Source organism: Cellvibrio sp. (assembly GCF_046347455.1).
GTDB lineage: Bacteria > Pseudomonadota > Gammaproteobacteria > Pseudomonadales > Cellvibrionaceae > Cellvibrio.
Genome location: NZ_JAXMGC010000003.1, coordinates 257,082 through 273,071, shown reverse-complemented (window position 1 = coordinate 273,071; position 15,990 = coordinate 257,082). Strand labels below are relative to the sequence as shown.

The following is a 15,990-nucleotide window of genomic DNA, read 5'->3' as shown; positions in this document are numbered from 1 at the left end:
ACCATCTAATTGGCGCGTGCAGCTGCTGTTTCGTATTCGCGAGCCAAAAAAGCTGAATAGGTGCCCCCCCCGAAACACGTCGGTTGCGCCCTATTAATCGCTGTACAAAGCTCAACAGAAAAACCTCTTTGCTCAATCGCAGTAAGTGATGCGCCTGAAATCATTGCAGCCAAGAAATGACAAATTGAACTAGTAAAATGAAACGGAATATTGATAAAAAGATGGTCATGCTTATTAAGTTCGATACGCTCAATCGTCGCTATTGCATTCGAAATGAGAGATTGGTGCGAGTGAAGCACACCTTTGGGGGTTCCAGATGAACCACTGGTAAAAAGTATTGTGTCAATTCCCTCGTCAAATCTTCGTGTGTCATTATTAAAGAAAACACTGATATTCGCGTCAGCCAACACAGTGGGAGCATTGAGCATCGAGAAAACATCTCTCTTGGCAGCTGCGCTCATCGAACCGTCAAGTGGTACGGCAATCGCTCCAACACTCCAGCACGCTATTAATTCGATAAAAAAATCTAATCCGCGTCCCGAAGGAATCACAACTATTGATTCCTTAGAAATGCCAAGTACAGTCCATGCCTCAACTGTTCGTTCTACCGCCACGTAGAAATCAGCAAGATCTATAGCGGTATTACCATCACTCAAAAACGATTTGGATTTCGAAATACGATGAGCGGAAGAAATATTCAACAAATCCATGAAACTAATCTTGTAAGTGGTGAAATGACGTATTCCCAATATGAGAAATACATATTTAACGCTAAATTGATATCAGAAAACTGAGCAAACGAATACCCAGCACAAATGTAAACCAGTGTAACTATTCGGGAAGGGATCGTTTTCACTACGTAAGAGAAACGACTTTTGAAAAGGTTCTTCGGAATTAGATATTTTTCAATCAACCCTGAAGCCAGAATCCCGAGCGAATGATGAACTGCCCACAGAAACCAAGACAGAGAAACAGCATGCCACATACCGATTGTAAGCATTACCATAAAAACAGAGATCTTGGCGCTTTTTGTTTTAACGATTAAAGGGAAGTACACGTTTCGCATACACCAAACCGAAAGCGAAATATGCCAACGCTTCCAAAAATCCCTTGGCGTCAACGCAAGTACTGGCCAGTTAAAATTTTCGATAATTTTGTAACCAAGTAGCCGGCTCAGACCAATTGCAATATTCGAATAAGCTGAGAAGTCCATATAAATAAACAGGAAGGTAAAAATCAATTTCAAACAAATATTATAACCTTCGAGAGTTTGCGGGTCATAACCACTTCCCAATAGCGGAGCAAGAAGGAAGTCAGCCAAGACAAGCTTTTGGAATACACCAAAAAAAAATCGAGCGAAGCCGATCCGGATATCCTGCTGTGATATACGGTCAACACGGCCTTTTATAAAATTATCCAAAGTGTCAATCGGCCCAGCCGGAACTGTCGGGAGAAAACCCACAAACAGAAGATACTCACGTAACAAAACATTTTTTAGCTCACCTCGGTACCACTTTAGCTGTGCATCAATTATCCGCAAGAGGAAATATGAAATACCAACAGGAACAGCAAGTGAGTACGAGCTTTCTTGCAAACTCCAGTACTGAATATGGACGAGCATGAATTTAAAAATTATGAAAAACAAAACGGCCGAGGCAACTATATAAAATGGTTTAAACACCCTTCGAATGGTTTTATTTTCTGCTTTCGGCGCAAAAAAAGAAATTAATAGATAACCAGCCAAAGCAAACGAAAACATCAACTGAATTTTAGCGAGCAAGTAAAACGACAAGGAAATTAGCAGCCATTGAGACAACCAAGTCTTCTTGTAAACCAGAAAATATACTGGATACAAAAGCAACAGGAGGATTGCAGCCTCCTTCAATATACCGTCAGTAATCGCAGATTGGTATTTTTCCTTGGATAATACTATTCCTTCGATGGTGAACTGGCTATCACTGGACGTAGCAACAATATTAACATTCACTTCGCTGCTGGCAGAACTCCAAAATGAAACGGTACATCTGCTTTCCGCACAGTTATATTTCATTTTAGCCCCAGATATAGTTACCTCAGGAGCTTTCGTTGCGCGAATTTGAATGTTGATTTCACGTAATAGTTCGGACTGCGAAACTTCGACTCGTGCGTTAGCTACACTGCGCACCTTAATTTCAGGAAATGGGGACAGAGGATCATTCTCCAGCGATATTGTTACGCCAGAGGATTTAGGGTAAAAGGATACTCCGAGAGCAAAAACAATTATCGTAAAACAAAAGATAATGTAACGATTAATCACGTTCTACCCTGTTTTTTTCAATTACAGAAATAATTAAATCGACGGTGTCGAAATCCTGAAGACCGATATCAAAAGGGCTAAAATTTACATTATATGTTTTCTCTATAAACACAAGAAGACCGACAATATCGATTGAATCTAGCACCCCAGTCGAGAACAACCGCTCTTTGCTAGCCACGTCCTTGCTTAAGCCTAGCCCCTCTAAGTAACTAATGATTTCTGCGCTCATGGTCATTATTTTTTTCCTTTTTTTCTATTAGATTATTCGTGAATACGGCAATCAGTTCTGTCGATTTCTGCTTCCCGCTCTTCAACATGTGCTGTGAGTCATAAAAGTCATTGCTCACAAAAATTTGATTTGAAACCAAATCAAAATGCTCCGCATTCTTGGACAATCGTTCAAAGATTTCTTTATATTCGGGATCGTTTTTGGCAAGGGAATAAAGTTCTTTCTCCCTTTCATCAATGGGGTACTCGATCAAAACGGGCGTTGCACCGCTGCCTAATATCATTCTTATTGTGTTGGACAATATTTTTTCACTGAACTCACGGTTCTTTCGATACTCTTTAAAAGTTAGATTTTTTATATTATTGACATACTCGTCCTTTTTAACACTTGTCATGCGGTTTTCTTCTTTATAATAACTTCGCACAACATCTCGCGATTCATAACAAGTTGACTCCATTGACACAAGTTGCAAATGTGAGCAGCCACGCTTTGCTTCGAAGTAGTGCCAAAAATTCCGGCCCAAGAGTATTTTGGGCGTAAAAATATGCAACACCTTGTCATAATATGAAAGTTCTTGCCGCACTGCCGAGTAATCAAGCAAGGGCATATTCGGCCGAAAGAGCTCTTTGTTATATTCTGCTTCTCCATACCCTAACTTTTTATATGAAAACTGTATGAAAACGATGCTACCCGGTTTTAACTTAAGCGAGCTTATCAGCGCCGCAGACTCGGCCAAAGTTTGATTGGAACTTCCCAAATTTAAGAACTTTTGATTCACACCGAAACGCTCCATGTAAAAAGCACTAAAATCCCCATCGATAATAGTAGCCTCTCGCGTGACAGATCCACCTATAAAAACCACAACGGGATTTGAATCATTACTATGTATTAATGCCTCATGCATAACATATGTAGTGTCATCAACAAAAACATTTGAAACATTAGTATTCATCCATATACCGTTCATATGCCGCCCAAGCATAAATACTAATAGCAATAGAGAGGCCATAGCTAGCAGCAAAGGGAGAAGCTTCGCATGTCGGAAAATGTCATTCATTCAATCTAGAACCCGATATACCTGAAAGACTCAAATGTTACGTCTTCAAAAAGTGCGTACAAAATTGCGCCGAAGATGGCAAGCCAAACCAAATACTGAGCAACGAAATAAAAAAAATTTTTCATTCGTCCCTCTTGGTAGAGCGAAAAATCTGATTGCTTTGAGCGCTTATCACATAGCCGATAGGATTATAAGAAGTTTTTATTGATGAATTTTGAACTTTAGTCGTCGCACATTTAGTTGCATATTCTACAAACGATCGCAACTGGTACTCGGCAGCGGTGAGATCTAGCAATTTGTCCTGATATTTATAGACCAGAACAGGATGATGAATCATCGTATGATGGCGAATTAAGGACGTTACCATTCTTAAGTGCAAGTTCTGATTTGAGTTAATTTCGCTAATTACAAATGGCGCAACAAGAACATCACTCAAAGCATAGTCATCCCTACGTAAATATCTGGTTCGCTCAACGAACTTTTGATAGACAGAATTTATATTGCTTCGATCAATTGGGCTGTATGCCGCAATCAGAACAGCGTCTACATTGATTAGGTGCGGATGCTCTGCAACAAATAGATCGTCTTTTTTTGTAATAACGCAACGGTATTCTTGGGCCTTCCCGGGAGAAATTGGACATATGTCGCAAGCGATGCATCTATGTATTTGGCTTGTTGTAAAATCTCGAATAACAATGTCGGCTTGTTCGAGCCCAGAGGTTTGTTTTATTAAATTGCTTATTGTGCGAAGCCCGAACGACATCTCGTCGTCTTGAACAAGCCAGATTTCTACTCGAGCTTTCTGATTCGGGATCATCGTTTCTACCGACAGCATTTTCGTCATTCGAGCTACTCGTTTTCCAGTATCTATTGCGGTAGCTAGCCCATACGAATCTTTTGCAGCTGTCCCTATATCCCCGGCCACAACTGTACCGCCATATTGAGACGTAGAGCCATAATCATTACCAACACCGACCATATTTAAATTAATGAGATCTATGAGCTGATATATCAAACTGGTCTCTTGCCCGCCGTTACGCTTTGCTCCCACCGAAATTCCGCCAAAAATCTTGTTGCGGACGTGGTCTCTACATTTCTCTGATTTAGACAAAAACTCTATAAACTCTTGAGCAATAGAACTCCTATCCCCAAAGTACACTGGACCAGACAGCAAGAAACCATCAGACTTAAGAATTATTTCTTCTAACTCTTCAAGAAATTTGGTATTTCCAGACTCTGGGAAATATCGGGATAAGTTACAATAAACTATATCTTGTTTTTCTTGTAAGCATCCCCACAATCCTGCAGCGAGAGCTGCTTCACAATTACTGAGCCCATGCTTTACATAAGTGTTTTTATTAAGCTCAATTAGATTCTGGAGCTGGGAGTATCCATCCACTTGCGCTTGTTCGTAAAGAGCCGCTAAAGATTTGGTTTCGGTCTCGAGATAGGTAAATAAGTCTTCCTTAGTGTCTATTCCCATTAGATCCGAGCATAGGTCATCAACACCCTTACCTTGCCTTGCACCTCTTAAGCTTGCTGACAATCCAAGAATAGTTCCCATGATTAAAGACCTGTAAATATAATTAAAAGCGGTTGCGATTTCATATCGGAGGTAGTCTACCCCTTACTATGATATGCCAAATCCTTTATGACCAGCACAAGATGAGCATCCTACAAAAGTCCAGCATAGGATTGTTCGATTTCCGACCAGTCAGCAACTAAAGATATAGCCAAGACGTTTAAACCGAAAACCAAAGCAAGGAAATTGATTTTTTGCATTATAAACCACTCTCTTCCATGCTGTGTTTTTATGTTTCTAATTTTACGTCGCAGCCCATTTCCGCTTTAGATTTATAAGAGTTTACAGCGGAGTAAAACAAAACGAGAAAATATAGGTAGACCATAACGCCACTGCTATGCGCAAAAAAACACTGAGTAAAACCAAACACCATAGTTGATATGACTAAAACGATACCTGCAATGGCAAAATCAATATTTGAAGCATTGAGGTTTCTAATTGATGTAGAAAAATGAATAAAAGGAATTAAATAAAGGGCGATCAAGCCAGAAAGCCCAAAGAGGCCTTTTTTAGCCAAAGTATCAACAACTTCATTATGATAATGGTTAAAATCATCCACGTATTTTAGAATATCCCACCCAGCTGGATGATGTTCTTTAATTTCTTTAACGCTTCCCCACCCAATTATAGGTTTATCGTAAAAAGCCTGCAGTCCATTCTTCCATAATTTAATACGCACACTTAAAGAAGTGTATTCAGTATAACCGCCAACTTTATCGCCATCGAGAACCCCTCTAATTTCTACTGAAGTTCTATAAGCCCTCTCCGCTAGAAAATTATATTTGGCAGGCATTAAGAATGTAATAGCTAGGCAAAAAATTGCGGCGGCAAGAAATATTTTACGTAAGTATTTTCTTTTTTCTGAGTCTGAAAGAATATATATAATAAAAACACTAAGTGGAAAAACAATCCATCCACCTCTTGTCTTGGACAGAAGTGAACCTAAAATCCCACACGCAATAGAAAAAATAAAAAATGCACTAATAAGCGATAAATTCTTCTGGGGTGGTCGAAAGCAAAAATGGCATAAAATTAGACATGCCAAGAGCATTGATATATCACCAAACTGGATTGCGTTTAGAAAACCGTTAGCCCTTTCTTCTCCTCCCTCCTTAGGCATTAGTGAAAACTGCTGATATGCAGCGATAGCACCAGACAATATAGCGCCGACAGATATACCAAGCCACAGGAACCTTTTATTCGGGGGATAATGAAGGAGGAACAGGAATATGGGTATAAATAATATAAACCGAGACGGAAGATCAAAGGATCGAACGGGCAAATCATGTAAATAATTTAGTGCTATGTTTAAACCAAAATATGCTACGAGAAAAATTATAAATACATTAGTATCAAAAGAGGAAACCTTGTTGACCGGATGCCCTAAAAAGCTTAGAAGCAAAAACACAGCGCCACCTAAAAGTAGCAATATAGCTCCAACAGAATGACCGTTAGGCACAGCTAATATCAAAGACGACCCAAGAAGTACCGAAATGGATGAATATAGTTTAAAAAAAGAACCTCGACTGACATTCAGATTTATTTCATTCATTTTTCAATTTCATGGTAGATAGGCAACAATTAATATCTTCGGCAATACTGGTGAAAACATCGGAGAGCGCCGCACAAACTGCCTGAATATCACGCGCAGCTATAGTTGGATGAACTAAAAACATCAAACTCGTCTCGCCTAATAGTTTCGCATTTGGAAGACTCTTAGCCGGCCGCCAATCAGTGTTATCAAAAGCCTTTTCAAGATATACCTCCGAACAACTACCCTGATAACAAGGGATCCCTTTGGAGTTAATTTCATCAATAATTCTGTCTCTATTCCACCCAGCAGGTAATAAATCAGACTCCACAAAGACGTAACATTTATACTGAGCATGCTCCATATGACTAGGCACAAAGGGGATCCGCAAGAAATCGTACTTCCTACAGATACCCAATATTTTCTCTGCATTATCTCGACGAGCTTTTGTCCACTCTGCCATACGTTTAAGCTGTATTCTGCCAATAACAGCCTGCATTTCTAACATACGCCAATTAGTACCAAAGGATTCATGCAACCAACGGAAGCCTGGAGGATGTTCTTTTTCGTAAACAGCATGCCAAGATTTGCCATGATCTTTGTAAGACCACATTTGTGACCACAGCGATTTATCATTAGTGGTAACCATCCCACCCTCGCCACCAGTTGTCATAATTTTGTCTTGGCAGAAAGACCACGCACCTATATGCCCGATGGAGCCTACAGACTTGCCCTTATATTTGGCACCATGAGCCTGGGCACAATCCTCAATAACATATAAATTATGCTTTTCGGCAAGCATCATAATGTCATCCATCTCTGCGGGCATACCGGCCAAATGCACAACAATAATAGCTTTTGTTTTTTCTGTTAATACAGCAGCAATTGTTTCTGCTGTAACGTTTTGACTGTTTAGATCTACATCCGCAAAAACAGGAGTCGCGCCTGCAGTTACAATCGCTGACGCAGAGGCTATAAAAGTACGAGATGTAACAATAACCTCATCACCACACCCAACGCTTAATACTTTCAAAGCGATGTCTAAGGCCAAAGTACCATTCGCTAAAGCAACCGCATATTTCGAATCAGCCCATAAAGCGAATTCTTTTTCAAATTCACGACACTCCTGTCCTGTCCAATAGTTAACTTTGTTAGACAACAAAACTTTTGCAACAGCATCAGCTTCTTCTTGTGTGAATGAAGGCCAAGGAGAAATAGAGGTATTTAACATAAGAAATTATTCACCGAATTGGACGAGCTGGAACACCAGCTACCGTCGAATGATCTGAAACATCCTTTACAACTACAGCCCCAGCCCCAACCGTAACAAATGAGCCAATAGTGATTAACTGTTTGACGCAAGCACCAATACCGATCCATGTGCCATCCCCAATTTTAGCCCCTCCAGCCAAACTCACCCCCGGGCTTATATGCACGTAATCACCTAACCAACAATCGTGATCCACAGATGCATTGGTGTTGATAATACAACCGCGACCAATGCAGGCATAAGGGTTAATCACTGCACCAGCAACAATTACACATCCTGCACAAAGCTGAGCATACCGACTAACCACGGCCGCCGGATGAACGAGAGAGACTAAATTAATATTTTTAGATAGTAGATCTTCACAAATTTTGCGCCTTACCAAGTTGTTGCCAATTGCGACAACAACTCCATCGTATAGTGTTGAAGACAAAATAAAATCATTAATGCTACCAACAACAGACCAACAACCAATACTATGATTTTTCACCGAGGTGTCATCGTCAAAAAACTCCACCGTTTTCCAACCACAACATTCTGCAACATCAGCCACCACCTTTCCGTGACCACTAGCTCCGAGAACTGCCAACCGCCCCACTAATCACCCCCCGAAAACCTTTCCATTGTAGCTTGGCCGTCAGCACTAATACCTTCTCGAAGAAACACCTTTTTAACTGTGAGAATAAGTATTTTTATATCCAACCAAAATGATTGGTTATCGACATACCATATATCTAGTTTGAATTTATCCTCCCATGAAATAGCGTTTCTTCCGTTAACCTGAGCCCAACCAGTAATGCCCGGACAAACAGCGTGACGGCGCATCTGCTCTAGTGAATACAGAGGCAAATACTCCATTAATAGTGGGCGCGGCCCCACCAAGCTCATTTCTCCCCGGAGCACATTCCATAACTCAGGCAATTCATCCAAACTAGTTGCACGTAAAAATCGACCAAATGGAGTTAGTCGGTCACCGTCCGTTAATGGCTGGCCACATGCATCGACAACATCGCGCATGGTCCGAAATTTAATCATCGTAAACGGTTTACCATTTAAGCCAGGCCTTTGTTGACAAAAAAATACCGGGGAACCCATTTTCCTTCGCACGGCAAAAAAAATAACAATTATTAATGGTGATAAAATCACCAAAGCAGTAAATGAAACCAGAATATCAAATAAACGCTTCATCATGTTCAAAAAGAATATCCAAATAATCAGCCGCTAATTTAGGGTAGCTTCTGTTCGTTATTAACCAATCTCTTCCATTATGTCCAAGCTTTTTCTGCTCATCGACAGGCATTTTGTAAACGGCTTCTATTTTTTCTACCAAAGCCCTTACGTCTCCAGCAGGTAAGAAAAAACCGCAATTAGCTTCATTCAGCATGGAAGGAAAACCATCATACGAAGCTATGACAGGCTTACCTGACAGCATATAATCAATCACCTTGTTAAGCGACTGGCCATACTTCCAAATTTTCGAAGGAAAAGTAGAAAGATAAAGTACGTCTGCTTTTGCCAAAATTGACTGCACTTGATTTTTTTTAACCTTAGGGGCGAAAGTAAGATTTTTCAATCCGGCGTATTTATCCATGAATGAACTGCGTAGAGACCCATCACCGACAACTAAAAAATGGATCTTTTCAACACACTGCAAAATCTTAGCGCTTTCAAAAAAAGTCTCTAACGCATTCGTAATGCCGATAGTGCCCGCATACATAACGATAAATTTATCGGCAGGAATAAGTTCTTCTATCTCACTACCCAATTTTTCGAAGGATTTCAAGTCAAAGTAATCGCTCGCCAGCCCCATGGGAACGCAATGTACCTGCCGTTCATACCCAATTACTTCTTTAACATGCTCTTTTAAGTTAGGCATGGTGCCAACAATAACATCAGCATGCTTATACCCCACTTTTTCGACAAAGCTTAAAAACAATATAAACGGATTCCAGCGACCAACTCCCCCCTCCTCAACGAGCGTTAATGGCCAGATGTCTCTAATTTCAAAAACTAGCTTACAATTGAATTTCCTTTTAATTAACAATCCGTTCAATATCGTCAATAGCGACAGGCTTGATATAATGACAACGTCAGGTCTCGGTAAAGACGTTTTATCTAAAAAAAATAGGTTCCACTCGAAATGAAACCAACTCAATACCCGCCTTAGTGACTTAGCCGTTTTATACGACAGTGTTTTCAACCAAACAATATTGAGTTCGTTTACTGATTGCTTAGTTACCTTATTTGTGAGTTCAGGGAACGTATAGAGATTACATGAATTTGAGGTAATTATTACTGTATCAACTCCCTTTTTTGATAAGGCATCCATCAATAAAAAAGAACGGCCACCCGGAGTTCCCTCTGTAGGTGGCTCAAAATATTTTGTAACAAACCAAACTGTTTTTTTCAATTAAGGCACTCGCAGTTAAACAGAATAAAGCCTAGGGATGTTATTAACAACCTTTATCGCTTCACTAAAATCAATACCAACAGCATCCAAATACCAGCGAATATTTGGATATCGGGGTCTGTTTTCGTCTTCAACCAAGCGCAGCGCTTCGTCCCTATTCATTTGCCCCTCTCGAATCTGATTACTTCTGAAAGTATCGTGTTCGGTAAATCCTGCGACCAAATAATAGATATAATTGTAAAATGCAGCAGTGCCATCGCCGATACGCCAAGTTGTATTAGTGTCGACAGCTGTTTCCCAACCATATTGATTGATTAAGGTGTCATCGATAAGTTGTTCCTCCCACCGCCAATAGTCAAAAATGTGGTAGTAGTCCTTTTTATCCGTAAAGCTACGATAGTACTCCCCCGATAAAGTATCCCACAGAGAACTGTTAAAATATCCCGGACTCTTTAGCATAGCCTTAAACCGCAAGCTCTGATATTCGAGCTGTTTTTGCCAACCGTGCATGTAAACACGTTTTTCTTCAAAGTCAGGTGGAATACCTAAAAAGCCAGCCTTAAAGTGGGTTACCTCTAAAGGATTCACGCCCCATAAGTTCAAATTGATCCCAGTCTGCTTTTTAACTGTTTCAACATGCCTAAAAAAATGTTTATCTCCCGAAGTTAAAATACTTATCATCCCGAGATGAGGCGCCTTCATCCAGGCTCTCAGGTTCATCGCAATATTCTGTCTTTTCTTAGCAATGTCCGCGGCCACAATAATGTTTTCTATCCCTAATTCCGCGCACATTCTGCTGATGTTTCTTCTACCTAAATCTGTGACCATTCCCCAATCGTATGTATATGTTATTGGCTTCATCTTCAGCTCATTTACAATCAAATGAAGTCCATAACAACTATCGCGCCCACCTGAAAACGGCACGATACAATCATCTCCATTTGCTCGGCGATAAGGCTCTACAAGTTCGAATAGTTCCTCTTTGGGTTTTGGATTGTTCCTAGGTGTATAAGCACTGCAGTAATTACATACTCCGCTCGCATCAAAGCTAATATACGGCATCGTTTCCGGCAAAATACACCGTGTACATCTTTTTAGCAGAGGTGCGGGATTTATTAGCAACGACTCTTCTACATTTGAAAACATCAAACTAGGCACGAGGTTTTCCCGCTTCTCTATGATGTCGTTTACCGATAAAATTCGGTCGGAAACAGGAATATCCAACACAACTAGATCTCTAATTTGTTGGATGCTGTTACAGTTAATCTTAGTCAAAGGAAACTTTTCTGACGAAAAGAATATGCCCTTATTCGATTTACCTAGATAAAGGCTTCCATTATTTGAAAATAATAAAATTTTCCCTAGCTTAGGTAGTGTTAAAGCGCATGCAACAACACCTTTACAAAGCGAAAGAATAGCTCGATCAAGATTGGTAATATCCCCGCCTTCAGACAGGTGCTTTTCCACTATTGCTCCAATTACTTCTGTGTCTATTTCTAGCTGCTTTTCCATGCCTATCTTTTGCCAAATTTCAGCATCATTGACAACAATTCCATTGTGAATTACGCAAATATCATCGCGAACGACAGGCTGATTATCAGCCATTCCGTTAGTAACCAATCGACTATGCCCAACAACCAACTTGGCATTGTAAGGTCTCACTCGTTTCAACAAGCGCTCTATATCAAAGTCTGCCCGATCCACGTGATAAGCCGAACCATCATAGGAAATGAGACCACTTGAGTCTCGCCCCCTTTGCTGTGAATATCTAACAAGGGTATCAAGCACATTTTTCTCAACACGATTTTCCGATAAATAGCCGAAGATTCCACACATACATATCTCACTTGAACATTTTAGAATACATGTCGTTTAACTTTATTTGTTGCGCTTCCCACGAAAACTCATAAATGTTTGCCCTGTCGAAATTTGACACATCGCACCCATCTTCCAGTTTAAGAATTGCACTTTCAACCGCCTCAACTGATAAATCCGTTGAAACTCCCAACCTTTTTTCCCGAATAACTCTTTCTATTTCCGGTAACTTCGAGCTGAGCACAGGAACTCCAGCAAAAACATACTCGAAAAACTTGTTTGGCAGGCAGTAGAAATCGCTTAGTGAGACATCAGGCAGCAAACATAAACCAAAGTTAGCTGATGATATAATAGGTAGCATTTCGTCATGTCGCACAGCTTCATGATAATGTATCTTCTCACTCAAGACCGATGCTTCCTGTATACTGCTAACAAGGCTTCCATAACCCAGAAAAACAATGTGGGACGATATTTTTTGCGATTGAAACACTTTCAACAACTCATCGATAAATCGCCCCTCGCCCAAAATCCCAACATATATGAAAATATTTGAACTTGCCGGAATAGAATACTTCTCACGAAGATAGGAGGTATTTGAGGGGGCACTTTCGTTTAGAATCGGTGAGTTAAAAATTACTTCACTAAGTAATTTTGAGCACAATTTACTAGAGTACCAATCGCGAATCGCGTGACTAACTGTTATAAATGCGTCAATTTTTGGCCAAATTAAGTACTCTACCAGAAATGTTAAAAAGCCGCCAACTTTGGTCGTTCCGTTTTTGTTAGACTCCAACTCATGAGCATCGTAAACCAATTTGCAATCATTGAAGATCTTGTAAATGTAACCAACTGGCAGCACTAGCGTATCGTGGCAATGAATAATTTTTGGTTTCAAATCTCTTATTGCAGAATACATTTTGAGCGTTATCTCAAGCACAATCATAAAATAAATGAGCAGCCTTGGAACGTAGGATATAGCTCTTAATTTATTCGATTTTACGATGAGTGTTATTAGGTCAATATTCGGGCAAATATATCCCCCGCGCCCACCTTCATCAAACTCAATCCCAGCCGCTGCAACCGAATAGCCACAAGAACTTAAGCAATTGATCTCCTTTAAAATTCTTGAATCAGTGCGAACATCAGTATGGGTAATATGTAATACATCAACGCTCATTTGAAATACCTTTCAGGAGGTGAAGCAATCCTCCTTGTTAATCGTAGAAAAGCTCATAAATATCGTGAAATGGATTGTGCAAGTAAGCAAACCTCAGGGGGCTCGTGAGTTATTAAGGGGCGTCCTAGATAACGCAATAAAAAACACTGACACAAGCAAACCATGGGTTAACAAGGAGGTAAGCAAATCAGTTTGAATCATCGCTACATTTAACGGCACTGCGGTCATGGATATCGGCACCCACACAGGAAATCTATGAAATGATAAGTCATCGATTAGCCTTACAATCAAACCAAGAATGACGGAATATATAAAAACACCAAACCAACCAAAATTAGCAAAGCCGCTTGAAACCAGACCGTTGTTGGCACGGGTGTCATCTCCGAACGCCCATTCGCCAATCAACGATGAGATATCAGTGTGGTATGGATATTCAATGAAATGCTTTAGGATAGACTGGGACCAATAAACGAAGCCATTGTGGTTAAAGAAATCGACGTAGTAGAAATTTAACTGGGATGGTACAAAAAAAGCGCGTCTTATAAACAAACTGGGAAGTAAAACGTCCTCAGTAAACAAATAATAAGTATATAAAAATATTATACCTGACAGATAAAGCAAAACTATATAGTACGATTTAGACGTTCTGGAAAAGACAAACCAAACTCCTAACACCATTATAGGAAGGAAAAGCACAGCCTTATGTGCTGACGCCGCAAAGAAAAAGAATTGCATCACCAGCACACCGGCAATCAGAGCGTAATTTCTTTTTCTAAGAGCAACAATCAACAGATACATACTAACGATCTGATACACCCAATTGTTTAAGTACGCGAAAAACCCAACATCGGCGAGCTCAGCATTTTCATCCCTAAACTGATAAACAGCCTCTGGATTAAAATTTAAAGCTACGCCTGATCGCATTAGGTTTACAATTACGACCACAACGAGCGCTACAGCAACTACTATAGAAAGCTTGTACCCTTCTTTAACTTCTATGACGTGAGGAAAAACCTTCACTGACCTAATCACCAAAATTCTGATAATAAAAACCGCAGCAATTGATAGCGCAACAGCTTCAACGCTTAAAGAGAGATCGAGCCCATATAAGCTAGTCATCGGTGCTATTAGAAAAACAATGCATGTAATCAAAAAATAATCGCTAACCTTTTCAACGTTCGACTTGAGTACTGCGAAAGAAACTAAATAAATTACCCAAGAAAAACAATAACGCACCAGATCGAAGTTTATGTTAAATCCCATGTAATTAAACATGGGTTCAACAAAGTCATGGTAAGACAAATCCAAAAAAAATCTGAACAAAGCCAAATAGACAAAAAGTTTATAGAAACTTGCCATCATTTAAATTCTGCTTTCCTACTTTCATTAGAAAGAAACTTCATCATAAAAAGAAACATTGAGGAGTATGAGACTGTAATAGCAGCAGCAATTAAACCAAACACGACTTCACGCTCAAACCCCAAAATATTACCTAAACAGTAAACAAGAACGTAAAAGCTGGAGTTAACCACCTGAAAGGCAAACTCTATCTTGTTCAACTTGAACCTCTGCAATGTCATTAATAAAGGCGATACAACTAGCTGAACGGAAAATTGGGCAGCAAAAATCTTAATTAGAATTGAAGTATATGACCATGAATAACCAAATATTCCTACAACATAGTTAGTTAGCCCAAAATATATAAATATAAAAAAAAGCGAAGCAAGACACGACATTTTTAAAGATATCAGTTTGTATACCTTTAATATCTCCTCGGGGCTTTTTGTCGAAATCAATGAATAGTATACTTGACCAACTGCATTGCCAACTATCGAGATGGGAGCAGCAAGAATTCGCTCAATCAAGACATAACACCCAAGAATATCTTTGGCATAAAACATTGAAATAGCAACGATGTTAAACTGTGAATTCACCGCACCTAGCAAACTGGCCGGCATGGAAAATTTAGGGTAATTGGAGTACTCTACCGCAACGCTTGCCAGCTCTTTAACACTCCACTCTCTTGTCAAATCAGCGTGAGCTAATAAGCTCCTCGATGAAAAAACCATGTAAAGCAGCATGCATAGTGACGACAAAACCCATGAAGCGATCAGAGAAACTGTTTGCGAAAACAACAAAAACAAGGACAATTGAAAAAAACAGTAAGTAACCGAACGCAGTATTGATCCACAACCTAAAACATTAAACTTACTGAATCGAGTAAGCAAATAAGTTAAACTTGATGATGCACCTGTTACAAATATACCAAGAGGCACTAGAAAATATATTGCTGAATCATTTATAAAATTCGAATAGAAACGTGCAAAGGCAAACAGAAATATCCCGCTAAGTAAAGATACAATTAGGCTTGTTCCAAAATTTAATGCCAGCAAATACTTCACATGTGAGATTTCGGATATAACGACCGCAAGCTCATACCGCATCGTAGCAACAATGCTTGAAATTGCCACAATAGATACCAACAAAGAAAAGCTCCCGAATGACTCAGGAGAATAAATTCTTGTAACTATAGGAGTTATTAAAAATGGCAGTGCCTGAGCAAGCACATTTGAAGAGCTCAACTTTAGGATAGTTTTAACCAAACAAGAAACTCCGTGATAGCCCT

At 39.7% G+C, this 15,990-nt stretch carries 14 protein-coding genes; all 14 read right to left on the bottom strand.

Annotated elements, in window-relative coordinates:
* Positions 1-5 precede the first annotated feature (5 nt).
* Positions 6-710 carry an AMP-binding protein gene (locus U1F02_RS07735; RefSeq protein WP_409989793.1) on the bottom strand — a complete coding sequence of 235 codons (705 nt, stop codon included), beginning with the start codon at positions 708-710 and terminating at the stop codon, positions 6-8.
* On the bottom strand, positions 698-2,296 hold the full coding sequence (locus U1F02_RS07730; protein ID WP_409989792.1) for an MBOAT family O-acyltransferase: 1,599 nt from the start codon (positions 2,294-2,296) through the stop codon (positions 698-700). The genes U1F02_RS07735 and U1F02_RS07730 overlap by 13 nt, the downstream gene beginning before the upstream one ends.
* Positions 2,289-2,531: a hypothetical protein gene (locus U1F02_RS07725; protein WP_409989791.1), complete on the bottom strand. Its 243-nt coding sequence runs from the start codon at positions 2,529-2,531 to the stop codon at positions 2,289-2,291. The genes U1F02_RS07730 and U1F02_RS07725 overlap by 8 nt, the downstream gene beginning before the upstream one ends.
* A complete protein-coding gene (locus tag U1F02_RS07720; protein WP_409989790.1) occupies positions 2,506-3,582 on the bottom strand; it encodes a hypothetical protein in 1,077 nt (358 codons plus the stop codon). Before U1F02_RS07720 ends, U1F02_RS07725 begins: the two co-directional genes overlap by 26 nt.
* Before the next feature lie 121 nt (positions 3,583-3,703).
* Positions 3,704-5,146, bottom strand: a complete 1,443-nt coding sequence (locus U1F02_RS07715) for a flavodoxin family protein (RefSeq protein WP_409989789.1) — start codon at positions 5,144-5,146, stop codon at positions 3,704-3,706.
* 247 nt (positions 5,147-5,393) lie between these two features.
* The gene (locus tag U1F02_RS07710; RefSeq protein WP_409989788.1) at positions 5,394-6,716 is read right to left on the bottom strand and encodes an O-antigen ligase family protein; all 1,323 of its coding nucleotides are present in this window, start codon (positions 6,714-6,716) and stop codon (positions 5,394-5,396) included.
* Positions 6,709-7,926 (bottom strand): DegT/DnrJ/EryC1/StrS family aminotransferase, encoded by a 1,218-nt coding sequence (locus tag U1F02_RS07705; RefSeq protein WP_409989787.1) that lies wholly within the window; start codon positions 7,924-7,926, stop codon positions 6,709-6,711. The genes U1F02_RS07710 and U1F02_RS07705 overlap by 8 nt, the downstream gene beginning before the upstream one ends.
* A 10-nt stretch (positions 7,927-7,936) precedes the next feature.
* The gene (locus tag U1F02_RS07700; RefSeq protein ID WP_409989786.1) at positions 7,937-8,560 is read right to left on the bottom strand and encodes an acetyltransferase; all 624 of its coding nucleotides are present in this window, start codon (positions 8,558-8,560) and stop codon (positions 7,937-7,939) included.
* Complete coding sequence (locus U1F02_RS07695; RefSeq protein WP_409989941.1) at positions 8,560-9,153, bottom strand: sugar transferase; 594 nt, start codon at positions 9,151-9,153, stop codon at positions 8,560-8,562. The genes U1F02_RS07700 and U1F02_RS07695 overlap by 1 nt, the downstream gene beginning before the upstream one ends.
* Complete coding sequence (locus U1F02_RS07690; protein ID WP_409989785.1) at positions 9,134-10,372, bottom strand: glycosyltransferase family 4 protein; 1,239 nt, start codon at positions 10,370-10,372, stop codon at positions 9,134-9,136. Before U1F02_RS07690 ends, U1F02_RS07695 begins: the two co-directional genes overlap by 20 nt.
* Positions 10,373-10,387: 15 nt before the next feature.
* Positions 10,388-12,208: a hypothetical protein gene (locus U1F02_RS07685; RefSeq protein ID WP_409989784.1), complete on the bottom strand. Its 1,821-nt coding sequence runs from the start codon at positions 12,206-12,208 to the stop codon at positions 10,388-10,390.
* 7 nt (positions 12,209-12,215) lie between these two features.
* Complete coding sequence (locus tag U1F02_RS07680; RefSeq protein ID WP_409989783.1) at positions 12,216-13,364, bottom strand: glycosyltransferase; 1,149 nt, start codon at positions 13,362-13,364, stop codon at positions 12,216-12,218.
* Between the two features lie 93 nt (positions 13,365-13,457).
* On the bottom strand, positions 13,458-14,726 hold the full coding sequence (locus tag U1F02_RS07675) for a hypothetical protein (RefSeq protein ID WP_409989782.1): 1,269 nt from the start codon (positions 14,724-14,726) through the stop codon (positions 13,458-13,460).
* The gene (locus tag U1F02_RS07670) at positions 14,723-15,967 is read right to left on the bottom strand and encodes an oligosaccharide flippase family protein (protein ID WP_409989781.1); all 1,245 of its coding nucleotides are present in this window, start codon (positions 15,965-15,967) and stop codon (positions 14,723-14,725) included. Before U1F02_RS07670 ends, U1F02_RS07675 begins: the two co-directional genes overlap by 4 nt.
* Positions 15,968-15,990: the final 23 nt, after the last annotated feature.

Bases quoted from the DNA above. Each gene is read 5' to 3' on its own strand.
- U1F02_RS07735 (WP_409989793.1), bottom strand. From the start codon at position 710: ATGGATTTGTTGAATATTTCTTCCGCTCATCGTATTTCGAAATCCAAA.
- U1F02_RS07725 (WP_409989791.1), bottom strand. From the start codon at position 2,531: ATGACCATGAGCGCAGAAATCATTAGTTACTTAGAGGGGCTAGGCTTA.
- U1F02_RS07720 (WP_409989790.1), bottom strand. From the start codon at position 3,582: ATGAATGACATTTTCCGACATGCGAAGCTTCTCCCTTTGCTGCTAGCT.
- U1F02_RS07715 (WP_409989789.1), bottom strand. From the start codon at position 5,146: ATGGGAACTATTCTTGGATTGTCAGCAAGCTTAAGAGGTGCAAGGCAA.
- U1F02_RS07710 (WP_409989788.1), bottom strand. From the start codon at position 6,716: ATGAATGAAATAAATCTGAATGTCAGTCGAGGTTCTTTTTTTAAACTA.
- U1F02_RS07705 (WP_409989787.1), bottom strand. From the start codon at position 7,926: ATGTTAAATACCTCTATTTCTCCTTGGCCTTCATTCACACAAGAAGAA.
- U1F02_RS07695 (WP_409989941.1), bottom strand. From the start codon at position 9,153: ATGATGAAGCGTTTATTTGATATTCTGGTTTCATTTACTGCTTTGGTG.
- U1F02_RS07685 (WP_409989784.1), bottom strand. From the start codon at position 12,208: ATGTGTGGAATCTTCGGCTATTTATCGGAAAATCGTGTTGAGAAAAAT.
- U1F02_RS07680 (WP_409989783.1), bottom strand. From the start codon at position 13,364: ATGAGCGTTGATGTATTACATATTACCCATACTGATGTTCGCACTGAT.
- U1F02_RS07675 (WP_409989782.1), bottom strand. From the start codon at position 14,726: ATGATGGCAAGTTTCTATAAACTTTTTGTCTATTTGGCTTTGTTCAGA.